The sequence below is a fragment of the Flavobacterium sp. genome (assembly GCF_027484945.1).
Classification (GTDB): Bacteria; Bacteroidota; Bacteroidia; order Flavobacteriales; family Flavobacteriaceae; genus Flavobacterium.
In genome coordinates this window covers 14,595-39,668 of sequence record NZ_JAIXRZ010000069.1, presented here as the reverse complement: position 1 = coordinate 39,668, position 25,074 = coordinate 14,595, and the positions used below count along the sequence as shown (strand labels likewise).

The window sequence follows — 25,074 nt, the reverse complement described above, 5'->3', positions numbered from 1 at the left end:
CAACAATAGAACTATTTTCGTTTAGTTCTTCAACACTTTTCCAGTATTTTTTGTTAGATGACATCGTATATAAATATTAGCTTCTTAATAATTGATTAATAGTGACACTTACCACATTCTAAACCACCCATATCAGCGATGGTTAACTTGTCTTTTCCATACTTCTTAGATAATTCAGCATGGATTTTTTCATAGTAAGCATTACCCTCCATTTTGACTTCTGTTTCACGGTGACAATTGATACACCAACCCATGGTTAATGGAGCAAATTGTTTTTGAATTTCATAGGTCTCAACTGGGCCGTGACATTTTTGACACTCAATTCCTGCAACAGTTACGTGTTGAGAGTGATTGAAATAAGCAAAATCTGGCAAGTTGTGTATACGAACCCATTTAACTGGCTGGGATTTACCTGTGTATTTTTGTGTTGATTTATCCCAACCCACAGCATCGTATAATTTTTGAATTTGTGCATCATAAAATGCTTTAGAATATTCTGCAGTAGACGTAGTATCCGAAACTTCCGCGATATTCTTATGGCAGTTCATACAAATATTTAACGAAGGTATCCCTGCATTTTTACTTACACGCGCTGCAGAGTGACAATATTTACAATCAATTCCATTACTTCCCGCATGAATTCGGTGCGAATAATGTATGGGCTGAATAGGTGCATAATCTTGATCAACGCCTACTTGCATAAAATAGCCGTAAGCAAAATAACCACTCGCTAGTAATAAGAAAATTGAGGCTACTAAAACCAAGAACTGATTTTGAGCAAATGCTTTCCAAATTGAAAGTGGATTTTTTGAAGCAGGAATTTCAACACCGTTTGATTTTGCAATTTTAGTTAGCACATTGTTTACTAAAAACAATAGAACAACCAACATTAGCATTACCAAGGAAAGCGCTCCTAAAATAATTTCGTTCGAAATTCCACTTCCAGCAGCATTATTCCCTCCATTAGCGACTGCTCCCGGAGCAGCGGTTACTGGCTCAGCCTTAGGCTCTGAAGTGTAAGCAATAATGTTGTCAATATCAGTCGTTGACAATTGAGGAAAAGCAGTCATTACTTTCTTTTCATTTTCCTCAAAAACTTTCACAGCTTTTGCATCACCGGAGGCAATCAAAGCCGAACTGTTATTGATCCATTTGTACAACCATGCTTTGTCGTACTTATTCGCAACTCCACGCAACGCAGGACCTGTCATCTTTTTGTCTAAGCCGTGACAAGCCGCACAATTGGTGTTAAACAATTCCTTTCCTTTCGCAGCATCACCACCTCCCGCAGGCGCAGCAGCAGCATCGGCAGCAGGCGCAGCAGCAGGTGCTGGAGTTTCTTGTGCATAAGTTGAAAGGGAAAAAGTTAGCAATAATGCTAAACCAAAGGAATACATTTTTGAAATCGAATTATGGTTACCCACTTTTTTCATATTATTAATGATTATCGACGTTTTGGCATAGTTTTTAGAAAATCTTTTCTCAGCAAACTATACACTTTTTTAAAAACTTGAGCAAAAATACGATTTATGAAGTATTATCAAAACCTTAAAAGTACCTTACATAATAATTTATATTAATTCTAAATAACTTTTAACTTGAATTCTAAATTCAACACATTACATTTGCATAAAAATCAAAAGATTATGAGATTTTCAGCAACGAAATTCATTTTAAAATCACTTTTTTTGAGTGCAATTTTTTTTAGTTCAAACCCTGTCAATAGTCAAAATACAACCGTAAATCAGGACATAAAAATAGAACAGTTAATGGCAGAAAAACGCAAAATTAACGCTGCCATAACTGTAAATAATCGGTATAAAATTCAATTATTTAGTGGATCTAGTGAAGAGGCAAAAAAAATACTAGCACAGTTCAAAAAAGAAAACAATATATACGATTCGACTATAGTATTTAGCACCCCTATTTACAAAGTCTGGATTGGGAATTTTAAATCGCGTATTGAGGCCGAACGCAACTTGTTAATCGTGAAGAAAAAATATCCCAACGCATTAGTGATAAAACCAAACAAAGCATAAAAAAACCCCGAATCAATCGGGGTTTTCTTTTTATTTCAACTTTTTCTTAACCTCAACTTCGTGGTAAGCTTCAATCACATCATTCAATTGAATATCGTTGTAATTTTTGATTTGTATACCACAATCATACCCTTTGGAAACTTCTTTAACATCGTCTTTGAATCGTTTCAAAGCAGTTAATTCTCCGGTGTAAATCACAACTCCTTCACGGATTAGACGGATTTTAGAATTTCTAAATACTTTACCATCGGTAATCATACAACCTGCAATAGTTCCCACTTTAGAAATCTTAAAGGTTTCACGGATTTCTGCTGTACCAGTAATTTCTTCTTTCAATTCTGGCGACAACATACCTTCCATCGCATCTTTTAAGTCATCAATTGCATCATAAATGATGGAATAGTGACGGATATCGATTTCTTCTTTCTCAGCCAATTGTTTTGCGCTACCCGCTGGACGCACATTAAATCCAATGATAATTGCATCTGAAGCAGAAGCCAACATTACATCCGATTCAGTAATCGCTCCAACACCTTTAAGGATGATATTAATTTGTATTTCTTCCGTAGATAATTTTGAGAAGGAGTCGGACAACGCTTCTACCGAACCATCCACATCTCCTTTTAAAATAATATTTAGCTCTTTAAACTGACCCAATGCGATACGACGTCCAATTTCTGCTAGGGTTATATGTTTCTGTGTACGAACCGATTGTTCACGAATTAATTGGGTTCGTTTTGCAGCAATTTGTTTTGCTTCACGCTCGTCTTCAAACACATTAAACTTATCCCCAGCGGTCGGCGCACCGTCTAAACCTAAAATAGATATCGGTGTAGAAGGACCCGCTTCTTTTATACTATGTCCGCGTTCATCATACATGGCTTTTACTTTACCATGATTTTTACCCGCCAATACATAATCGCCTACACGTAAGGTACCTGCTTGAACCAATACTGTCGATACATAACCTCTTCCTTTGTCTAAAAGGGCTTCAACAACAGTTCCTACAGCGGGTTTATTTGGATTAGCTTTTAAATCTAAAATTTCAGCTTCAAGCAATACTTTTTCTAGCAATTCATTAACTCCTTGACCAAACTTAGCGGAAATTTCATGCGACTGGTATTTACCTCCCCAATCTTCGACCAATAAGTTCATTTGTGCAAGTTGTTCCTTGATACGTTCGGGATTGGCAGCTGGCTTATCGACCTTGTTGATAGCAAAAACCATCGGAACACCCGCAGCTTGCGCATGGCTAATTGCCTCTTTGGTCTGCGGCATAATATCGTCATCGGCAGCACACACAATAACTGCAACGTCTGTAACTTGAGCACCTCGAGCACGCATTGCGGTAAAAGCTTCGTGACCTGGAGTATCTAAAAACGCTATTTTCTTACCATTCTCTAAAGTAACTGCATAAGCTCCAATATGTTGTGTAATGCCTCCCGATTCACCAGCAATTACATTGGTTTTTCGAATATTATCCAACAATGACGTTTTACCGTGGTCAACGTGACCCATAACCGTTACAATTGGAGCACGTGGAATTAAATCGGCTTCCGAATCTTCAACCACCTTAATGGATTCTTCAATTTCAGCCGTTACAAATTCAACTTCATAACCAAATTCATCGGCCACAATTGATAATGTCTCTGCATCCAATCGTTGATTCATCGTTACCATAATCCCAAGTGACATACAGGTTCCGATCACTTTTGTAATAGGAACATCCATCATGCTTGCAATCTCTCCTACCGTAACAAATTCGGTAACTTTTAAAATTTTGCTACCATCCTCCATTGCCTGCATTTCATCTTCTGAACGCTGACGGTGAGTATCTCGCTTTTCTCTACGGTATTTTGCGGCTTTTGATTTGTTGCCTTTCCCTTGAAGACGCTCCAAGGTTTCTTTAATTTGGTTTTTAACTTCTTCTTCCGTCGGCTCGACTTTTTGAACTACTGCCTGTCGATTGCCTCCTTTTTGGAATCCTGGTTTGTTTCCAAACTTATTATTTCCGCCACCCTTTTGATTCGAGTTGTTTCCACCTTGGGTATTACCTCCAGGAGAAGAAACAGGTCTCGCATCGGGTTTTGCCTGTATGCGTTTGCGTTTATTTTTTGCCTGATTGGCGTTATTTGCATTATTACCGCCTTCTGGTTTTTTCGTCTTCGGTTTTTCAAACTTGGTCAAATCGATTTTCTCACCAGCCACAACAGGCCCTGTAAGTTTAGTATATATCGTTTTGTATTCACCTTCGGCTTGAGGTTCACTTGAAACTGGGGCTGGAGAAGAAACAGGAGCGGTCTTCTCGTCCGATTTTGGAGCGGATTTAGGCTTGCTTACCTCTTGTTTTTTTACCTCTTCAACAACTTTTTTCGCTTCAGGCTCTGGTGTAGAAGGCGTAGTTTTTGAATCTAAATCAATTTTGCCAATTGACTTAGGTCCGCTTACCACTGCTTTTGCTTTAATAACCTCTTGTTTCTGACGTTCTTCTTCGAGTCTTTTCTTTTCTTCTAACTCACGCTCACGTTCCAATCGAAGCGCTTCTTTTTCTTTACGAATCTCTTCACTTACACCTTTGGAAGCTTCTTTATTTCCTCGATCACCAGCAAATTGATTTTGAAGAATATCAAACTCTTTCTCGGAAATTTTCGAATTGGGATTGGAATCAATTGAGATCCCTTTTTCTTTCAAAAAATCCACAGCACGATCCAGAGAAATGTTTAATTCTCGTAAAACTTTATTAATTCTAATATTTCTTTCGTCAGACATATAGTGGTATTAAGTTCTATTCTTTTTTAAGCAGTGTATTAGTCTTCAAACTCCTCTTTAAGGATACGCATTACTTCGATAATGGTTTCTTCCTCTAAATCGGTTCGACGCGCTAAATCTGCCACATCTTGTTTTAAGATACTCTTGGCTGTATCTAAACCAATTTTGGCAAATTCATCAATAATCCATCCGTCAATTTCATCTGAGAATTCAGTCAATTCAACATCATCATCTTCGGTTACATTTCCTTCACGAATTACATCCAATTCATATCCTGTTAATAGACTTGCCAATTTAATATTCTGACCTCCACGGCCAATTGCTTTGGAAACTTCTTCTAATTTTAGAAAAACCTCAGCAGATTTTGATTCTTCATCCAGTTTGATAGAAGATACTTTAGCCGGACTCAATGCACGAGAAATCAATAATGATGGATTGGTTGTAAAATTAATTACATCAATATTTTCATTACCCAACTCGCGAACAATTCCGTGAATACGGGATCCTTTCATCCCTACACATGCGCCCACTGGATCAATACGATCATCGTAGGAATCTACCGCAACTTTTGCTTTTTCTCCAGGAATTCGAACCACTTTTTTAATCATAATTAAACCGTCAAACACTTCTGGGATTTCTTGTTCAAATAACTTTTCTAAGAACACCTCTGAAGTGCGCGACATTACAATTTGAGGCTTATTTCCTTTTAATTCTACATTCTCAATAATTCCTTTTACATTATCTCCTTTACGGAAGAAATCGGAAGGAATTTGTTTTTCTTTAGGCAACACAATTTCGTTCCCATCATCATCAACTAAAATTACAACTTTTGGACGAACATGGTGTACTTCTGCCGTATAAATTTCACCAATAATATCTTTGAATTGTTTATACAAGTTGGTGTTGTCATGTTCGTGAATTTTTGAAATTAAGTTTTGACGCAATGCCAAAATTGCTCTACGTCCAAGATCAATTAATTTCACTTCTTCCGACACATCTTCACCCACTTCAAAATCAGGCTCTATTTTACGTGCTTCTGATAGTTCAATTTGCGAATTTGGATCCTCAACATCTCCGTCGGCTACTACCACACGGTTTCTCCAAATTTCCATATCTCCTTTATCAGGATTGATAATAATATCAAAATTATCGTCCGAACCGTATTTCTTTTTCAAGGCATTTCGAAACACGTCCTCAAGAATAGCCATGAGGGTAACGCGATCAATCAACTTGTCATCTTTAAACTCAGAAAATGATTCGATTAAGGCAATATTTTCCATTCGTATTGATTATTAAAATTTTATCGTAACAATTGCTTCTTTTATTTCAGTATACGGTAAATCCAACACCTTGGTTACCGTTTCTTTTCCTTTTCCAATAGCTTTGGGCTCACGAGCAGTCCAAGTCAAGGTTATTTTTTCTTCATCAGCAGCTTTTAAATCGGCTTCGATTGTTGAGCCACTTTGTGTTTTAACAATTAATGGGCGGCCAATGTTTTTAGTGTATTGGCGCACTAATTTAAGGGGCGAACCCACTCCTGCGGAAGCAACATCTATTGAAAAATCTTGCTCTTCTCGATCTAAATTGTGTTCAACGGCACGACTGATATCCATACAATCCTGCAAGGTCACCCCATGATCGCCATCCAAAATCACACTAATTTTGTAACTATCTGAAATCGAAACGTCTATCAAAAACAACTCCGGCTTATCGGCCAAACCTGCTTCTAATAATTGCATTACTTTTTCCTTAAAGGCCATAGTTTGGTATAAAAAGAGGGAAGCAATGCTTCCCTCATTATTCATCATTCGTTAAACAACGGTGCAAATATAGGATTTTTTTATTTTAAAAAAACAGAATTAGGATGATTATTTTTTTGTACCTTTATTTAATAATTAAACAATTTATAATTTTTCTTAAAAATGAAAAAAATTCTTATCCCAACAGATTTTTCAGACCATGCCGAATATGCGTTAAAAGTTGCTGCACAAATTGCACGCAGCAATGATGGTGAAATTATTTTATTACATATGTTGGAACTTCCCCACGAAGGAAGTGATGCAATTAGCAAAGGACACGATATTCCCGAACTGATGTTCTTTAAAAATGCAGCTATCAATAAATTGGACGAATTAATGGACGTCGATTATTTAAACGGCATTAAAGTATCTAAAGTAATCCAATTTGAAATGGCTTTTGAAGGGATTTTAAACATCAGCCGCATCAATAATATCGACCTCATCGTAATGGGATCTCATGGCGCAAGTGGATACAAAGAAATGTTTGTTGGTTCAAACGCCGAAAAAGTTGTTCGCAATTCAGAAGTACCTGTTTTAATCATCAAAAAAGATGAGGGCGAATTTAATGTTAACCAATTTGTTTTTGCGTCTGACTTTACGGATGAAGCCAAACAACCATTTGGAAAAGCGGTTGAATTTGCAAATAAATTTGGTGCTACCCTTCATTTAGTAATGATTAATACCCCAAACAACTTTAAGTCGACTTCAACCTCGCAAGCAACTATTGATCATTTTGTACGCGAGTTCCTTATTCACCAATTTGAAACTCATATCTATAATGAGACCAATGTTGAAAAAGGGATTTTGAATTTTGCTAACAGCATCAATGCCGATTTGATTGGAATGAGCACCCATGGCAGAAAAGGACTTGCACACTTCTTTAACGGAAGTATCAGTGAGGATTTAGTAAACCACGCAACGCGTCCGGTTATTACTTTTAAAATCTAATTCTACTTAGCAAATGTTAAGTCAATTTGAACAGCCAATAATTTAGGTATTAAATACCAAAAAAGCCCAACAGTTCTGTTGGGCTTTTTGTTGGTCTACAAGGATTCGAACCTTGAATGACTGAACCAAAATCAGTAGTGTTACCGTTACACCATAGACCATTATTGCGGGTGCAAATTTAATACATTTTTTATTTAAAGCAAGTCTTTTAAAAATATTTTGATTTTTTTTGCCTTGCCACTAAATGTAGTGCCCCTCGTTAAAAAAATACAACCAAAGCAATCGAAACGATTTTTTTGTTAAGACTTCAATCAAAACGCAAAAAAAATAGTTTCTTTGCAAGTGTAATAAAAAAGCCAATTTATGACGCCATTCGACTTTAAAAAGTGGAACAATATCCTTGGGTGGACTGCCTTTGGAATCGCCTTACTTACGTATTGCTTGACCGTAGAACCCACTATGAGTTTTTGGGATTGTGGAGAATATATTGCAACTGCAGCCAATCTGGAAGTGGGACACCCACCTGGAGCCCCTCTATTCCAAATGTTAGGTGCCTTTTTTGCTCTATTTGCTGTAAATAAAGAAACCATCGCATTGATGGTAAATATGTTGGCTGTATTTTCGAGTGCTTTTTCGATATTGTTTTTGTTTTGGTCTTCCACGATATTAATGCGGAAAATAGTTGGTTCCTATAATGAATTAACCGACACCAACAATAAAGTTATATTAGGTGCATCGTTAATTGGAGCGTTGACATTTACGTTCTCCGACAGTTTTTGGTTTAATGCCGTAGAGGCAGAGGTATATGCCATGGCTATGTTTATGATTGCCTTATTATTGTGGCTTGGTCTACGTTGGGAACAAGAAATGCACACCCCAAAAGGCAACAAATGGCTGCTCTTAATTAGTTTAATGGTCGGATTGTCCTTTGGCGTTCACTTTATGGCGTTACTCACGATTCCTTCAATTGGATTTTTATATTATTTTAAAAATTACAAAAAAATCACTCTTAAAAATTTCCTGATTGCTAACGGGGTAATTATTGCAATCCTATTATTTATCTTCAAATTATTACTCCCCTATACATTAGCCTTTTTTGCAAAAACCGAAATTTTCATGGTTAACTCATTTGGGTTGCCATTTAATTCGGGAACCATTTTTGCCTTTTTGTTAATCATTGTTCTTTTTTACACTGGCTTGCGGTATACCCGAAACCAAAATTTGCCAGTTGTAAATACGGCATTATTATGTGTGCTTTTCGTTCTCATTGGTTTCTCCACTTGGATCATGCTCCCTATTCGTGCCAATGCCAATACCCCTATCAACGAAAATAATCCATCCGATGCTGCAGAAGTATTGGCGTATTACAATCGGGAACAGTATGGAGTAAATCCTCTATTTTACGGACCTCAATACACCGATATGTTTGCAGGCCCCGATGAAGAACAACCGTATTTGGATAAAAGTCCAAACTACGAGCGCGACGAAAAAACAGGAAAGTATGTCATTGTAAATAATTACAAAAATGCTGAGCAAAATTCAAATAGCAATCACCGTGCGATTTTACCGCGTATGTGGAGCACTGACAACATCAAAGGTTATGTAAATTTTGTTGGTGTCCCTAAATACAAGATTCGCCCAGAATATATGGAGAATGAGGAACTGCTCAAAGGCTTAGATGAATTCAACCAAGCCTACAACCAAAAGCAATTGGATAATGATGACTACATCAATTTTCTGAAATATTATAGCGAATATATTGAGGTTGAAAAACCTACCTTTTGGCAAAACGTTAGCTTTATGATCGAATACCAATTTGGCTATATGTATGGTCGCTATTTGCTATGGAACTTTGTGGGCCGTCAAAACGATAACCAAGGGAGGTATGACAATTTAGATGGAAATTGGATGTCTGGAATTAAAGCTATAGATGAAATGCACTTAGGGTCCCAGGATAATTTACCCGATGATGTAAAAAACAACAAAGGACGTAACTTCTATTATTTCCTTCCTTTTTTCCTAGGAATTCTCGGATTCATGTACCATGCGCAACGCGATTTAAAATCGTTTTATGTAATCCTAACACTTTTCCTCTTTACCGGTTTGGCGTTGAAGATTTACTTAAACGAACGCCCTTTTGAACCCCGAGAACGCGACTATGCCTTAGTGGGATCATTCTATGTTTTTGCACTATGGGTAGGATTTGGCGTGTATGCGATTTATGAATTAATTGCCGAAAAAATAAAAGCACAAACAGCGGCAATACTTACGGTTAGCTTTTCGCTATTAGCAGTACCTGTTTTAATGGCGTCTGAGAACTGGGACGATCACGACCGTTCGAATCGATATACCGCTATTGCAATGGCAAAAAATTATTTGGACTCTTGTGATAAAAACGCCATTTTATTTACTATTGGTGATAATGATACCTTCCCGCTTTGGTATGCTCAAGAAATTGAAGGATACCGAACGGATGTTCGCATTGTAAATACGAGTCTTTTAATGACCGATTGGTATATTGATCAAATGAAACAAAAGGTATATGATTCAGAGGGTTTGCCTATTTCATTTACGCACAGTCAAATTGTTGCCGATAATCGCGACATTATTATATTTCAAAAAGAAACCGAAAACCGTTGGAATTTAAATGATTTTATTGCATTTGCAAAAAGCGAAGACACGATTACTACGATTAAAATGCGCAATGAGCACAGGGCCCATTTCTTCCCTACCAATAAGGTTCGAATTCCTGTAGATAAAGCAACCGTATTAAATAGAAAATTGGTCAATCCAAAACAAAGTGATTCTATCGTGCCCTTTATTGATATCGATATTAAGGGAGGTGCATTGTATAAGAATCGTTTGATCATGTTGGATATTCTTAACAACAACCATTGGAAACGCCCCATCTATTTCAGCCCTGGGAGCTTTGGGGATGATGACTATTTATGGATGAAAGAATACCTACAATTGGATGGTATGGTCTATAAATTAGTTCCGATAAAGACACCCGTTATAGAAGAGAATTATCCCGATTTAGGACAAATCGATACCGACAAAATGTACCCTTTAATCATGAAATGGCAATGGGGTAATGGAGAATTAAAATCGATTTATCACGATCCTGAAACCCGTCGTAATTGTATTTCAACCCGAGGCAACATGGCGCGCACTATGGATTTATTAATTAAAGAAGGGAAAATCAAGCAAGCAAAAAATATTATAGAATTAGCACTTGCCAAAATGCCATTGGATTATTATGGTTATTATTTAACGCTTGACCCTTTTGTAAATGGTTATTATAAAGTGGGTGAAAAAGAAAAGGCCCGTGAGTTGGCGCTTCAAATTACCAAAAAATACCAACAGGAATTGCTGTATTATAGCACCTTTAACGCCAATGACAAATCGTTTATGGGTACTGATATTATCTCTGCAATCGAACGTTACCGTAATATTTTAAAAGTCGTAAAGAAAAATGGTGACATTGACTTTTACAACCAATGTAGAGGTCCTTTCAACAGTTATAACAACCGATTTAAAGGTTTATTTAATCGACCGACGGAATAAAAGCAAAGTGCTCCAAATGGGGCACTTTTTTTTACTTTTGACTAATGAATATACGCTGGATCAAAACTCCTCGCTGGGTGAAATACTTTTTTCCTCAACTAATTTGGGACGGACCAAAAAAAGAAAAGGTAGTCTATCTAACCTTTGACGATGGTCCTACTCCTGAAATCACGGAATGGGTTATGGATCAATTGGATTGTTATGGATTTAAAGCCACGTTTTTCCTTATCGGCGACAACCTTCGTAAATACCCAGAAATAGGCAAAAAAATAGTTAAAAAAAAGCATGCTATTGGCAATCACACCTTTAACCATTGGAATGGATGGCGCTATGCTACAACTGATTATTTAGAAAATAGCAGGCAATGTACTCAAGAAATTGAAGCAAAATTAGAACTTAAATGCAGCTTATTTCGTCCGCCTTATGGTAAAATAAAACCATCACAAATTCGGCAACTTCGAAAAAAAGGATATTCGATCATCATGTGGGATATTCTAACCTACGATTGGGACAATTCGAAGTCGCCCGATTTTTGCCTCAATACCATCACAAAAAATATTCAGCCCGGAAGCATCATCGTTTTTCATGATAGCAAAAAAGCCTCAGGCAACCTAAAAGTGGTATTGCCCAAGGCTTTAGAATATCTTTCTAAAAATGGATATCGAAGTGAAAAGCTGACTTAAAGCTGGTCGTTCACAATATTGATCAACGAATTGGCATCCAATTCACCCGATTGCCTCCAAACCATTTGACCATTTTTGTAAATCATCAAGGTAGGCAAGCCTTTGATTCGAAGTGCTTCGGCCAACTCTTGATTTTTATCAACATCTATTTTGATCACCTTTGCCTTATCGCCCAACGCTGCTGCTACATCCCGAATCACGGGATGCATCGACACTGATGACTCATTCCACTCGGTGTAGAAGTCAATCAAAACTGGTACTTGTGCATTGATAAGTTCTCCAAATTTCGACATATAATCAATCGTTTATTAGGATTCTCTACTCAAAGTAAAGAAATATTAGAATACAAATGTAGTATTTTTAACAAATTATGCGATACTCTTGCCTTTTTTTAGTTCAATAACGGTAATTTCAGGCATAATTCCAACCCGCCCAGGGTATGCATGAAAACCAAAACCGCGGTTGACATAAATGTAGCGTCCTGCATGTTGATACAACCCAGCCCATTGATTATAGACATATTTCACTGGACTCCATTTAAACCAGCCCGGAATTTCAATTCCAAATTGAAGCCCATGCGTATGCCCCGACAAAGTCAAATGATACTGATTTTTATGGTGCTTCACCTCTACATCCCAATGACTCGGATCATGGCTCATTAAAATTTTAAAATCCTCGGGGTTTAAGCCCGAAGTCGCTTTTGTCAAATCACCCGCTTTTTTAAATTTCACTCCCCAATTTTCAACCCCAACAATAGCAATCTGATCATTCCCTTGTTGCAGTTTCACATGCTCATTCAACAATAGTTTGAAATCAATTTGGCGGTGTAAATCTTTAATATTTTCAAAATTAACTTCCTTATCTTTTGGTGAGTCCCATTCTAAATATTCACCATAGTCATGATTGCCTAAAACAGAGTATTTTCCATGCGTGTGGGGACGAATAGATTTAAATAAATCAATCCATGGTCGCATTTCGTGAGCGTGATTATTTACAATATCTCCTGTGAATAAAAGTAAGTCCGACTCTTGTTCATTTATCAAATCTATCGCGTATTTAATTTTTTCAGGGTCATCAAAACTACCGCTGTGAATATCTGAAATTTGCGTTAGCTTGAATCCGTCAAATGCTTCTGGAAGATCTTCAAAAAGCAAGGTTTCTTTTCGAACCTTGAAGTTGTATTTCCCTTTGGTCATCCCATACAGTAACGACAAAAATGGAACCGCCGCAACGCCCAAGGCAATTTGACTTAAAAATTTTCTGCGTTCGCTGATCGTAACCAAACTCGAATCGGAATAGGTGACTAAATCTTTAATCCAAATTAGAACCCGGATTACATCTTCAAAAAACAAAATAGGAACAATCAACAATTTGGGAATGGTAAACAACAAAAACAATCCTGTTGCCATAAGGGTGGCTTGATTCTGTCCTACTTTCCTGTCAAACGTAAATAAGTTATAGAAAAAAAGACCGTAAACCAAAACAGAAAGCAATACATAACTCCAGTGAATCCATCGAGATTTACATACTGTTTTCACCACTTGAAATGAATATACTTCAATCAATGCAACTACAGCAAAGATTAAGGTGAGAACAATTAAAAATCGTGTTTTCATAAACTAATAAAGTGCAAAATTATCCTACTGACAGTAAACTACTTGTTTTTTAAGGAATATTTAACCCTTGGTAAATTTAGGGATTTATTTAGGTTGCACGCTGAAGTTTACTATTTTTGAAAAAAAGTAATTCATGTCACAAAAACGCTTATTCTTACTCGATGCCTATGCTCTGATTTTTCGTGGGTATTATGCCTTTATTAAAAACCCTCGCATCAACTCCAAGGGAATGGATACATCGGCCATTATGGGCTTCATGAATTCACTAATGGATGTGATTAAGCGTGAAAAACCCGATCATTTAGCCGTAGCTTTCGACAAAGGGGGAAGCGACTATCGTTTGGAAATGTTTACCGATTACAAAGCAAACCGCGATGAAACTCCCGAGGCCATTAAAATTGCCGTTCCTTATATACAAGCGCTATTGCAAGCGATGCATATCCCGATTATCGAAAAAGCCGGATTTGAAGCCGATGATTTAATTGGAACGTTAGCCAAAAAAGCTGAAAAAAAAGGCTATAAGGTCTATATGGTTACTCCCGATAAAGATTTTGGGCAATTAGTTTCAGAAAATATTTTCATGTATCGCCCAGCGCGAATGGGTAATGATATTGAAATTTGGGGTATTGAAGAGGTTAAGCAAAAATTTGAAATCAACGACCCGCTTCAAGTGATCGATTTCTTAGGTATGATGGGAGATGCCGTTGATAATATCCCCGGACTTCCAGGAGTTGGTGAAAAAACCGCAAAAAAACTATTGGCAGAATTTGGCTCAATGGAAAACCTTTTGGCCAATACCGACAAATTAAAAGGTGCAATCAAAGATAAGATAGAGGCCAACAAAGCACAAGGAATCCTCTCCAAAAAATTGGCTACCATCTTGCTCGATTGCCCCGTTGATTTTGATGAAGAAGCATTTGAACTTTCGCGTCCTGATGTGGAAAAAACCGATGCGTTGTTTCAAGAATTGGAATTTCGTCAAATGAAGGCCCAATTTGATAAGCTTTTTGGAAGTGGTAACGATTATGATGAAATTAATACATCCGACACCCCAGCAAAAACCGAACCCGTCGTTAAAAAAAATCCTTCAAAAGCAACACCCCAAAATCAAATGGATTTATTTGGGTTTATCGATGATGAAGATGTTCCTACATTTCAACAATACGCCACTTTAACCAATACAGCCCATCTTTATCAAACCATTCAAGGTGATTTACCACTTCAATTGCTAGTGCAAAATCTGATGAAACAATCGGCTGTATGCTTTGATACCGAAACTACGGGTATCGACGCCAATAATGCCGAATTGGTAGGAATTGCGTTTGCTTGGGAAAAAGGAAAAGCATATTATGTGCCTATACCAGAACAACGTGAAGAAGCGCAAAAAGTGGTCGATAAGCTTCGCCCATTTTTTGAAAACGATTCGATTGAAAAAATTGGACAAAATATTAAATATGATCTTAAAGTTCTGGCTCAATATTCCCTCACTGTTAAAGGAAAACTCTTTGACACCATGATTGCACACTATCTGATAAATCCAGATATGCGGCACAACATGGACATTTTGAGTGAAACTTATTTACAATATACCCCGCAATCAATTGAAGCACTAATTGGGAAAAAAGGCAAAAATCAACTTTCAATGCGGGAGGTACCGCTAGAAACAATCAAAGAATATGCCGCCGAAGATGCCGATGTGACCTTTCAACTCAAAGAACATTTTCAACCCATACTTGAACGAGTGGGTACACAAAAACTATTTGACGAAATCGAAATCCCGCTGGTGCAAGTACTAGCCGATATGGAACGCGAAGGAATTCGTCTCGATGTTGATTACCTTAAAAACATGGCCAAAGACATGGCTGTAGAAATAAAAAGTTTAGAACAAAAAATATACGAAGCTGCCGGTGAATCATTCAACCTTGCCTCTCCCAAACAATTGGGCGATGTGTTGTTTGAAAAAATGAAAATTGGGGGTGCAAAACAAAAGAAAACCAAAACGGGTCAGTATGCAACTGGGGAGGAAGTGCTGAGTTATTTATCCAACGAGCATCAAATTGTTCGCGATATTTTGGAGTGGCGACAATTGGTTAAATTGCAAAGTACCTATGTAGAAGCCCTTCCCAACCAAGTTGATCCCAAAACCTTACGTGTTCATACAGACTATATGCAAACGGTAGCTGCAACGGGACGTTTGAGTTCGAATAATCCTAATCTTCAAAATATTCCTATTCGAACAGAACGCGGTCGCCAAATTCGGAAAGCCTTTGTTGCCAAAAATGATGAATTTGTGTTACTCTCTGCCGATTATTCCCAAATTGAATTACGCATTATTGCCGCATTGAGTGGCGAAGAAAATATGATTAAAGCATTTCAAAATAATGAAGATATTCACCGAAGTACTGCTGCTAAAGTTTTCAATGTACCCTTGGATGAAGTGACGAAAGAACAACGCAGTAATGCCAAAACTGTGAATTTCGGAATTATTTATGGGGTATCTGCATTTGGACTTTCAAACCAAACTTCATTAACCCGTAGTGAAAGTGCTGCGTTGATTGATGCCTATTACCAAACCTATCCTAAGTTGAAATCGTATATGCAAAATCAAGTCGAATTTGCACGCGAAAATGGTTATGTAGAAACCATATCGGGTCGCCGTAGGTATTTAAAAGACATCAATTCTGCCAATGCAGTAGTGCGTGGAGGTGCCGAACGAAATGCAGTCAATGCCCCTATTCAAGGCTCTGCAGCTGACATTATCAAAATTGCGATGATCAACATTCACCGAAAATTGAATTCCGAAAACTGGAAATCAAAAATGTTGTTGCAAGTACACGACGAATTGGTTTTCGATGTGCATGAATCAGAGTTGGAAAAAATCCAGCCAATGATTAAATATGAAATGGAAAACGCATTCCAAATGGCCGTTCCGCTTGAAGTTGAAATTGGATTTGGCAAGGATTGGCTGGCAGCACATTAGTAGTGGACAGTGTTCAGTAGGCAGTAAGCAGTGGGCAGTGTTCAGTAGGCAGTGTTCAGTAGGCAGTAAATAGTGTACGGTATGCAATCTAAAATAAAAAATGGGTCATTTACGACCCATTTTTTGTTGTTTTAGAAACATTTAATTATTCTTTGATTGCTTTAGTGTAGCTTACTGAACCATCTATTCGCTTCATTTGTAACACATACAAACCGGCTGCTAAATCACTTACATCAACCGAAGTATTAGGCTGATTCAAGGCACGAATGATTTTCCCCGTAGTATCCATAATCGTCAGGGTCGAAATTTCACTTGCATTTTCAATATTTAAAACGGTAGTGAACGGCACCGGATAAACGGTCACTTTCGGCTTAATTGTCTCTGCATTGGATAAGGACTGAGTTAATGTAACTGTGATTTTCCATGAATTATTATCTACTTTATTGAAATTGGCATCACAACCTGAACCTCCATAAGTACGCCATGCACGTAATTCAAAAGAAACATTTCCTGTTAGATTATTCGCAATAGTCAATCCTGTGCGATTATAGGAATACGTTCCTGTTGTCCCTCCGACTCCAGAAGTCAACGCTGCTTCAGATGTATTATTCGTAGTACACACTAATAACGATCGTTGTTCACTCATCCAACCATTACTCGCTGTAGTCATAGTATACGCCACATCAGTAGATGCGATATAATAACCCGCAGGAACATTAACTGTTAAAGTGCCCGGACAGGCATTCGTACTTGTTACTGTGGCTGTTGTAGAAAACTCTGTATTGATATCACCATTGGTATACGTCGTTACGATTTGACCCGTAGTAAATACTTTCAATTGCCAGAATCCTTGTGTACTTCCACAATTCGAACGTACCCAGAAATAATACGTAGTTCCAATAGGTAATCCGGTTAAGGTTACAGAAGTCACCCCTGCCGCTACACTTCCTGAAGGTATGGTTACATCATTTGGTGCTGTTGAAGATGTACTGTAGTAATATTCATACCCAGAAGCTGGAGCACTGCTTGGAGCTGTCCAACTTAAGGTTCCGCCATCATTTGATGATACATAGGTAATGTTTGTCGGACCCTGACACGAGGTGTACGCATCTGCCGAAAAAGCCATAATATTAGGAATTCCGCCTGTTCCCGATTTGGTTACGGTAACGCTCTGAATTAATTTCGATTGATTAGCTGCACTTATTGCTATAGGAATTTGATACAAACGAGGATTCGTTCCGCCACCTGTTTCCAAAACATTATTGGTACGGTTTATACGGCCTAATGCAGTAATGGCAAAGTTTACGCCACCATACCAATCTGACAAACTTAAATTGGTAAACGATTCGGTAGTTGTATCTACATAGTTAACCGTAACATTCACTGTTGAAGCACCGCTTCCCGAAGTAGCCAACATATATAAGTTTACGGCTGCCAAAGGTGCTGTAAAGACTAGAGTGCCTGAATCATTGGTATTTTGCAAGCGCAAAGAATTGTTGGCGCTATAAGAAGCTAATTGATAGGTTAATCCTGCTGGAGCCGCAACCGCACTAGTGATTAAACCACTTGTAGGTAAGCCATATGTCAAAGCAGCGCTTGTTGACGTGAGTTGAAAATCGCGTGATACAAAATTATAATTCACACCATCCACATCATTGGATGTAGAAAGAGCTGAGCTTCCAATTCCATTGGCAACAACGTCTGCATTAAATCCACTTTGAATAGGAATCGATTGTAGATTCTGAGCATATCCTTGAGATAATCCGCATAAAATTGTGATTAGTGAAGAAAAGAATAGTAGTGTTTTTTTCATTTTTGTAATTTTTAATGTTTGAGTAAATTAATAAGCTCTTCATTTCCTGTTTTAACCGCATGTTCAAATGCCGTTAGTCCTGAAGCGTCTTTTGAATCCCGTTGTACTCCATAGGCCAACAAAAGTTTAATTATAGGTAAATTTTGGAACATTGCTGCATAAATTAAAGCGGTATTCCCTTGACCATCAGACAAATTAGGGTCTGCATGATGTTCTAAAAGCAATTGCACCAACGCTACATTTCCCTTTACGGTTGCCGCCATTAAGGCCGTGCCGTATGATGAATTGAAATTAATTGCAGCTTCACTTTGGATTATACATTTGGCTACAGGGACATTTCCTTTGTAACAGGCTAGAATCAAAGGCGTAAAACCTTCATCATTAACAATTGAAAAGCAATTTTTGTTTTGAGATAAGGCTTCTTTTGCTTGACTTTCGGTTCCTCTTCGTGCAATTTCAAACACATCGGGTGCACTTTGCGCCCAAAGTGAAACCGAAGCAAAAAAGGCAAATAATAGTCCTTTCATTCGATTAAAGTTTCTTTACAGAATCACGTTGCCGCAATTCGGTAGCCACAACCAGGGTCTTGGCTTTATAGTGTTCTTCTTTATTTTCCAGTCGATCAATTAATACGCGCGTTGCAACTTCGCCAATTTCAGGACCGTGCTGACTTATCGTTGATAAACTAGGAGTCATACGGCGTGACCAAACCCCATCAGCAAAACCAATAATGGACAACTCATCAGGAATTCGCAATCCTTTAGTTATTCCCAATTTCATGGTAGTTACAGACGCATGCTCATCCAAAGCAAATACTGCATCTACTTTTTGCTTTTCAAAGAAACCCACGACTTTTTGATCAAAATCATCATTGGAATCGGATAAAATCACAATTTCTTCGTCTACATATAATCCAGCAGTAGCCATTGCTTTTCGAAATCCATCCGCGCGTAATTTTGCTACACTTAAATTGGCAATTGCAGAAAATAAAGCGATTCGTTTGCATCCGGTTTTTACTAAATGTTGGGTTGCATTAACCGCAGAATCAAAGTCATCAACTATCACTTTATCACAAATCACTTCATCGGCAATACGGTCAAACATAACAATCGGGGTGCCTTCATTGATGATTGTTTTGAAATGGTCAAAGCGATTGAGTTTTTGTGCTTCTTCCGAAATAGACACTATAAAACCGTCAATTGCGCCGTTACTTAACATTTCCAATGCTGTTTTTTCTTTATCCAACGACTCATTAGAGATATACGTCATCACCTTGTATCCTTTTTCATCGGCTACTTTTTCAATACCGGTAAAGACTTTAGCAAAAAATGAATTCAAAATATTGGGAATAATGACTCCAATTGTTTTGGTTGAGCGGTTTTTCAGATTTAACCCAATCGCATTTGGCTTGTAATTTTTGAGTTTCGCATATTCCTGAACTCTTTTTTTAGTAGGTTCACTAATTTCAGGACTGTCATTCAACGCTTTAGAAACAGTTGATATGGAAACTCCTAATTCTTTGGCAATTTGCTTTAACGTTGCTTTTGATTTCATGAACTTATACTTATGCGGTATAAAATTACGAAAATTATCACGAAAATTTTTAAGTCAATCGATTAAAAAAAGTTTAAAAAAAACGAGATAACAAAAAACAGGTCCCGTGTAAATAGAATTGAAACCATAACCTTGGAGTCAATTTTTTAAGTTTCAAAGAAATAAATAAAAGTAGGGTTTGGATATATGAGAATAAATTGTACTTTTGCACTCCCTTAATTGGGAATGGAATGTTTAATTAAATTTAATTACTGTGAACACATTAAGCTACAAGACAGTTTCAGCCAACAAAGCTACTGCAGACAAGCAGTGGATTGTTGTAGACGCTGAAGGTCATAACTTAGGTCGTTTAGCCTCAAAAGTAGCCATGCTATTACGAGGTAAATACAAACCGAGTTATACCCCGCACGTTGATTGTGGTGATAACGTAATTGTTATCAACGCTGAAAAAATCAACCTGACTGGTAACAAGATGGAGGATAAAACGTATATCCGCCATACCGGTTATCCAGGTGGTCAAAGAAGCTTATCTGCCAAAGAAATGTACCGCAAAAATCCTGCGATCATGGTGGAGAAAGCTGTAAAAGGAATGTTGCCTAAAAACAAATTAGGTGCGCAATTATTCCGCAATTTGAATGTATACGTTGGCGCTGAGCACAAACATGCTGCTCAAACTCCAAAAACCGTTAACTTAAACGATTTGAAGTAATGGGAACAATTCACAAAATTGGTCGTAGAAAGACCGCTGTTGCCCGTGTTTACGTTTCTGAAGGAACTGGTAAAATCACGGTGAACAAAAGAGAGTTCGAAAACTACTTCCCAACAGCTACGTTGCAATACAAAGTATTACAACCTTTAACAATGACTGATAATGCAGCCAACTTCGACGTTAAAATTAACGTTTACGGAGGAGGTTCAACTGGTCAAGCAGAGGCTGTACGTATGGCGATTGCTCGTGCAATGTGTGAGGTTGAAGCTGAGAACAGAGCTATCCTTAAACCAGAAGGATTACTAACGCGTGATCCAAGAATGGTAGAACGCAAGAAATTCGGTCAGAAAAAAGCACGTAAGAGATTCCAATTCTCTAAACGTTAATCCGATTTTCGTTCACATAAGTTTGAAATTAATCTGTTGCCGTTATTCCTTTTCGTCAAAGGAAGTTAGTTTAGCATCTAAATTGTCATTAAAAGCTTTTAAAAGCACGACAATTGCTAATCAACGGAACGTAAACTATTAAAAAGATGGCAAATAAAATAGACGTTAAAGAATTACTAGAGGCTGGAGTTCACTTTGGACACATGACTCGTAAGTGGGACCCTAACATGGCTCCTTACATCTACATGGAGCGTAATGGTATCCACATTATTAACCTTTACAAAACTGCAGCTAAAATTGAAGAAGCAAATGAAGCTTTGAAAAAAATTGCTGCATCGGGTAGAAAGATTTTATTCGTAGCTACCAAAAAACAAGCAAAAGACATCGTAGCTGAAAAAGCAGCGGCGGCTAACATGCCTTACATCACTGAAAGATGGCCTGGCGGTATGTTGACTAACTTCGTAACGATTCGTAAAGCCGTTAAAAAAATGGCGACTATCGATCGTATGAAAAAAGACGGTACGTTCAACACGTTGTCTAAAAAAGAAAAATTACAAATCGATCGTCTTCGTGCAAAGTTAGAGAAGAACTTAGGTTCTATCGCTGACATGTCAAGACTGCCTGCAGCTTTGTTCATTGTAGATATTAAAGCAGAACATATCGCAGTAAAAGAAGCACACAAATTAAACATTCCAGTATTTGCAATGGTAGATACGAATTCAGACCCTCGTCAGGCTGATTTCGTAATTCCTGCCAACGATGATGCTTCTAAATCAATCGAAAAAATTCTTTCTTTAGTAACTGCTGCTATTCAAGATGGTTTAGCTAACCGCACTAACGAAAAAGAAGCGGATGAAGCTCCTGAAGTTGAAGCAGTAGAAGCAGTAGAAACAACTGTAGTTGCTGAAGCTCCTGAGGCTCCAGTAACCGCTACTGAAACGGCTACTGAAACGGCTACTGAAGAATAACTAAAACACTAAATTCCAATGGAAAGATTCCAAATTCCCTAGGTTTTTAGCAAGCCAGTGTTTGGAATCTCGAAATTGGAATTTGATTTTTAAACGAAATTTTTAATCAAAAAAATAAAAAGAAATGTCAACTATTACTGCGTCTGACGTAAACAAACTAAGAACCATCACCGGTGCCGGTATGATGGATTGTAAAAAAGCCTTGGTAGAAGCTGAAGGTGATTTTGACAAAGCAATCGAAATCCTTCGTAAAAAAGGACAAAAAGTTGCGGCAAATCGTTCGGATAGAGAATCTACTGAAGGTGCGGTTATTGCAGCTGTTAATACAGATAGTACTTCGGGAGCAATTATCTCGTTGAACTGTGAAACCGACTTCGTTGGTAAAAACGAAGGTTTCGTAAAATTAGCTCAAGAATTAGCGGCTTTAGCTTTAAACTTTGAATCGAAAGAAGCTTTTTTGGCTGCCGATTTTAATGGAATTACGGTTGCTGAGAAATTAATCGAACAAACCGGAGTTATCGGTGAAAAAATCGAAATTGGTTCATTTGAGCGTTTAAGTGGTGCTTATGTAAACTCATACATCCACGCTGGAAATAAAATTGCTACTTTGGTTGCATTATCTGCAAATGTTGGCGGAGCTGATGAAGCAGCGCGTAACGTTGCAATGCAAGCTGCTGCGATGAATCCAATTGCTTTAAACGAAGACGGTGTTGATGCATCGATTATCGAAAAAGAAATTGAAATTGCTAAAGACCAATTGCGAGCAGAAGGCAAACCCGAAGCAATGTTAGACAATATTGCTAAAGGTAAAATCAATCGCTTCTTCAAAGACAACACCTTGGTAAACCAAGATTATATTAAAGATAGCTCTATGAGTGTTAGCGCTTACGTAAAATCAGTAGATGCTGGTTTAACCGTAACTGGATTCAAAAGAGCCGCTTTAGGTTAATTACTAATTCACTTGAAATATAAAAACCCGATGCAATTGTATCGGGTTTTTTGTTTTCTATGTTCTTGAAATATAGACTACAATCTACTTTTTCAATTCCTATTTTATCGGAAAATTTCGTGCCCGCATCAAAGCATCGGTAGACGACTTTTTACCGCGAAACATTGGATAAGCAACTTCGGGATCGATTGAATTTCCAACGCTAAACACATATTTTACTAAGCGTTTCGCAACTTCTTTATCATACAAACCTTTTCCATCTACCGTAAATGCTTCTGTAGCATCGGCACTTATCGCATCGGCCCACAAATAACCGTAATAACCGGCGGCATAATCATCTCCAGAAAAGATATGTCCAAATTGTGGAATACGATGACGCATTACAATTTCACGAGGCATAAGCAATGCATCCAGCGTTTCTTTTTCAAAAACTTTCGGGTCAACAGTAGGACGTTCTAACTGGTGTAAATACATATCCAAAAGCGCACTAGAAATTGTTTCAACCGTAGAAAACCCTTCATTAAATGTTGCTGCTGCTTCAATTCGTTTTACCAGTTCCAAAGGCATCGGTTCACCCGTTTGGTAATGCAATGCGAATTTATTTAATACTTCGGGGGTTGCAAGCCAACGTTCTAAAATTTGAGATGGAAATTCCACATAATCACGAGGGGTGTTGGTTCCTGATAAAGAAGGATAATTCACATCTGAACACAAACCGTGTAATGCATGTCCAAATTCATGAAACAATGTACTGGCATCATCCCAAGAAATTAATAGGGGCTCACCCGCTGCACCTTTTATAAAATTACAATTATTTGAAACTAACGTGAGGACTTCACCGTTAAAGCGACTTTGTTCCCTATAGGCCGTCATCCATGCCCCGGAACGTTTTCCTTTGCGTGCAAAGGGGTCAAAATACCACAAGCCTACTGGTTTTCCTGTTAATGTATTGCTCACCTCCCATACACGGACATCGGGATGAAATACCGGGACATCAAAAACTTGTTTGAAACTTAAATTGAAAATTTCACCAGCTACCCAAAACATCCCTTCTCGTAATTTTTCCATTTGCAAAAAGGGCTTAATTTGATTGGCATCGACGTCAAACTTCGCTTTGCGAACTAGCTCTGCATAATACCGGTAATCCCAAGGTTCGATATCAAAACTCTCCCCTTCACTTTCAACAATTTTTTGCATTGCGGCTACATCTTCAAGGACCTTTGCAATTGCAGGCTCCCAAACCGCAAGCATTAATTCTAATGTGCGCTCTGGCTTTTTAGCCATGGTATTTGATAGACTCCAGGATGCAAAATTGTCAAACCCTAATAACTTAGCTTTTTCTGCTCTCAATTGTAAAATTTTTACAACCGTTTCATTATTATTATTAGAATTTGGATTATCTCCACGATTCACAAATAGTCGAAATGCTTTTTCGCGTAATTCGCGTTGACTCGAAAACGTTAAAAAAGGCTCAATTGAAGATCGGGTGTTTGCAATACAACCCAGCGAAGGCAATTTACGCTCTTTTGCTTCACTCCTTGCAGCTGCAGCCAATTCAGATGGTAATCCGTCAAAATCGGTTTCATTGGTCAAGGCTAAGTATTGATTATTTTCATCAGCTAATTGGTTTTGACTGAATTTTGTAAATAATCCGGCCAATTCTTTATTAATTGCTGCAATACGTTCTTTACTTTTTGAATCGGCCAAAGCTCCTTCACGAACAAAATTTTGATAATACACTTGAACCAGTCGTTGTTGTTCTGGCGTTAACTTTTTGAATGCTGGACTATTGTAAATCGCTGCAATACGATCAAAAAGTTTTTTGTTTTGATAAATTTGATTGTTTACCTCTGATAATTTTGGGGTTATTGTTGCTTCAATAGCCTCAAATTCGGGTGAATTTAAGTTGGAACTATAAATATCAAATATCGCTTTAACTTGGGCTAACCGTTTTCCAGAACGCTCTAACTCTGCAATTGTATTTTGAAAATCAGGCGGTAATGCTGCGTTAGCGATTCGGTCGATTTCACGAAGTTTTTCTGCAATAGCGGTAGTAATAGCCGATTCAAATTGGCTCGTTTTATATTCTGAAAAAGCGGGTACTCCGCCATACTTTCCTTTCCAATCATTTAATAATGGATTGGTGTTCTGTGCTTCTACAGTTACCATAGATAAAATTATGAGACTGGTTGTAATTATTTTTTTCATTTGTGTTATCGGTTTTATCAAAAATACTGAATTTTAAAAAATGTTCCACTAGTTACTTACAAGAAATTCCTATTTTTGAAAGAAAA

General features: G+C 37.7%; 20 protein-coding genes and 1 tRNA gene. 9 read left to right on the top strand and 12 right to left on the bottom strand.

Annotation, left to right across the window (positions count from 1 at the left end; genetic code table 11):
• Together Q0039_RS10295 and Q0039_RS10015 are read right to left on the bottom strand one after the other, a co-directional pair.
• A partial coding sequence (locus Q0039_RS10295) for a TAT-variant-translocated molybdopterin oxidoreductase (RefSeq protein ID WP_366520904.1) occupies positions 1-64 on the bottom strand: 64 nt, incomplete at its 3' end.
• 31 nt (positions 65-95) lie between these two features.
• Entirely contained in the window at positions 96-1,433 is a 1,338-nt protein-coding gene (locus tag Q0039_RS10015) for a c-type cytochrome (protein WP_297512306.1), read from the bottom strand.
• A 255-nt stretch (positions 1,434-1,688) separates the two neighbouring features.
• Between Q0039_RS10015 and Q0039_RS10010 the strand changes: the two genes are divergently transcribed.
• On the top strand, positions 1,689-2,039 hold the full coding sequence (locus Q0039_RS10010; protein WP_297512304.1) for an SPOR domain-containing protein: 351 nt from the start codon (positions 1,689-1,691) through the stop codon (positions 2,037-2,039).
• 30 nt (positions 2,040-2,069) lie between these two features.
• Here Q0039_RS10010 and infB read toward each other — a convergent pair whose 3' ends face one another.
• Genes infB through rimP form a run of 3 tightly spaced genes read right to left on the bottom strand, consistent with a single transcriptional unit; the run spans position 2,070 to position 6,568 of the window.
• Positions 2,070-4,808: a translation initiation factor IF-2 gene (infB, locus tag Q0039_RS10005; RefSeq protein WP_297512302.1), complete on the bottom strand. Its 2,739-nt coding sequence runs from the start codon at positions 4,806-4,808 to the stop codon at positions 2,070-2,072.
• A gap of 38 nt (positions 4,809-4,846) precedes the next feature.
• Positions 4,847-6,088: a transcription termination factor NusA gene (nusA, locus tag Q0039_RS10000; RefSeq protein ID WP_297512299.1), complete on the bottom strand. Its 1,242-nt coding sequence runs from the start codon at positions 6,086-6,088 to the stop codon at positions 4,847-4,849.
• A 12-nt stretch (positions 6,089-6,100) separates the two neighbouring features.
• The gene (gene rimP, locus Q0039_RS09995; RefSeq protein WP_297512296.1) at positions 6,101-6,568 is read right to left on the bottom strand and encodes a ribosome assembly cofactor RimP; all 468 of its coding nucleotides are present in this window, start codon (positions 6,566-6,568) and stop codon (positions 6,101-6,103) included.
• A 162-nt stretch (positions 6,569-6,730) separates the two neighbouring features.
• On the opposite strand from rimP, the gene Q0039_RS09990 reads away from it, so the two are divergent.
• Positions 6,731-7,555, top strand: a complete 825-nt coding sequence (locus Q0039_RS09990; protein WP_297512293.1) for a universal stress protein — start codon at positions 6,731-6,733, stop codon at positions 7,553-7,555.
• A gap of 90 nt (positions 7,556-7,645) precedes the next feature.
• Here Q0039_RS09990 and Q0039_RS09985 read toward each other — a convergent pair.
• Positions 7,646-7,716: transfer RNA gene (locus Q0039_RS09985), tRNA-Gln, on the bottom strand.
• A gap of 202 nt (positions 7,717-7,918) precedes the next feature.
• On the opposite strand from Q0039_RS09985, the gene Q0039_RS09980 reads away from it, so the two are divergent.
• Positions 7,919-11,122, top strand: a complete 3,204-nt coding sequence (locus Q0039_RS09980; RefSeq protein WP_297512290.1) for a DUF2723 domain-containing protein — start codon at positions 7,919-7,921, stop codon at positions 11,120-11,122.
• A 44-nt stretch (positions 11,123-11,166) separates the two neighbouring features.
• The gene (locus Q0039_RS09975) at positions 11,167-11,805 is read left to right on the top strand and encodes a polysaccharide deacetylase family protein (RefSeq protein ID WP_297512287.1); all 639 of its coding nucleotides are present in this window, start codon (positions 11,167-11,169) and stop codon (positions 11,803-11,805) included.
• On the opposite strand, the gene Q0039_RS09970 is transcribed toward Q0039_RS09975, so the two are convergent.
• Together Q0039_RS09970 and Q0039_RS09965 are read right to left on the bottom strand one after the other, a co-directional pair.
• Complete coding sequence (locus Q0039_RS09970; protein ID WP_129460034.1) at positions 11,802-12,098, bottom strand: thioredoxin family protein; 297 nt, start codon at positions 12,096-12,098, stop codon at positions 11,802-11,804. The two genes, Q0039_RS09975 and Q0039_RS09970, sit on opposite strands and share 4 nt — an antisense overlap.
• A 75-nt stretch (positions 12,099-12,173) precedes the next feature.
• The gene (locus Q0039_RS09965; protein WP_297512281.1) at positions 12,174-13,421 is read right to left on the bottom strand and encodes a metallophosphoesterase; all 1,248 of its coding nucleotides are present in this window, start codon (positions 13,419-13,421) and stop codon (positions 12,174-12,176) included.
• Positions 13,422-13,554: 133 nt separating this feature from the next.
• Here Q0039_RS09965 and polA point away from each other — a divergent pair, with 133 nt between their 5' ends.
• Positions 13,555-16,401, top strand: coding sequence for a DNA polymerase I (polA, locus tag Q0039_RS09960; RefSeq protein ID WP_297512279.1), 2,847 nt, complete (start codon positions 13,555-13,557; stop codon positions 16,399-16,401).
• 145 nt (positions 16,402-16,546) lie between these two features.
• On the opposite strand, the gene Q0039_RS09955 is transcribed toward polA, so the two are convergent.
• The 3 genes from Q0039_RS09955 to Q0039_RS09945 are packed head-to-tail and all read right to left on the bottom strand — an operon-like array spanning position 16,547 to position 19,768.
• Complete coding sequence (locus Q0039_RS09955) at positions 16,547-18,214, bottom strand: T9SS type A sorting domain-containing protein (RefSeq protein WP_297512277.1); 1,668 nt, start codon at positions 18,212-18,214, stop codon at positions 16,547-16,549.
• Between the two features lie 11 nt (positions 18,215-18,225).
• A complete protein-coding gene (locus Q0039_RS09950; protein ID WP_297512275.1) occupies positions 18,226-18,741 on the bottom strand; it encodes an ankyrin repeat domain-containing protein in 516 nt (171 codons plus the stop codon).
• Positions 18,742-18,745: 4 nt separating this feature from the next.
• Complete coding sequence (locus Q0039_RS09945; RefSeq protein WP_297512274.1) at positions 18,746-19,768, bottom strand: LacI family DNA-binding transcriptional regulator; 1,023 nt, start codon at positions 19,766-19,768, stop codon at positions 18,746-18,748.
• A gap of 253 nt (positions 19,769-20,021) precedes the next feature.
• Here Q0039_RS09945 and rplM point away from each other — a divergent pair, with 253 nt between their 5' ends.
• The 4 genes from rplM to tsf all read left to right on the top strand — a co-directional run bounded on the left by rplM (position 20,022) and on the right by tsf (position 22,780).
• Positions 20,022-20,477, top strand: a complete 456-nt coding sequence (gene rplM / locus Q0039_RS09940; protein ID WP_297512271.1) for a 50S ribosomal protein L13 — start codon at positions 20,022-20,024, stop codon at positions 20,475-20,477.
• Positions 20,477-20,863 carry a 30S ribosomal protein S9 gene (rpsI, locus tag Q0039_RS09935; protein ID WP_297512268.1) on the top strand — a complete coding sequence of 129 codons (387 nt, stop codon included), beginning with the start codon at positions 20,477-20,479 and terminating at the stop codon, positions 20,861-20,863. The genes rplM and rpsI overlap by 1 nt, the downstream gene beginning before the upstream one ends.
• Before the next feature lie 146 nt (positions 20,864-21,009).
• On the top strand, positions 21,010-21,831 hold the full coding sequence (gene rpsB, locus Q0039_RS09930) for a 30S ribosomal protein S2 (RefSeq protein ID WP_297512265.1): 822 nt from the start codon (positions 21,010-21,012) through the stop codon (positions 21,829-21,831).
• Between the two features lie 124 nt (positions 21,832-21,955).
• Positions 21,956-22,780 carry a translation elongation factor Ts gene (tsf, locus tag Q0039_RS09925; RefSeq protein ID WP_297512263.1) on the top strand — a complete coding sequence of 275 codons (825 nt, stop codon included), beginning with the start codon at positions 21,956-21,958 and terminating at the stop codon, positions 22,778-22,780.
• 99 nt (positions 22,781-22,879) lie between these two features.
• Here tsf and Q0039_RS09920 read toward each other — a convergent pair whose 3' ends face one another.
• On the bottom strand, positions 22,880-24,988 hold the full coding sequence (locus Q0039_RS09920; RefSeq protein ID WP_297512260.1) for a M3 family metallopeptidase: 2,109 nt from the start codon (positions 24,986-24,988) through the stop codon (positions 22,880-22,882).
• Positions 24,989-25,074: the final 86 nt, after the last annotated feature.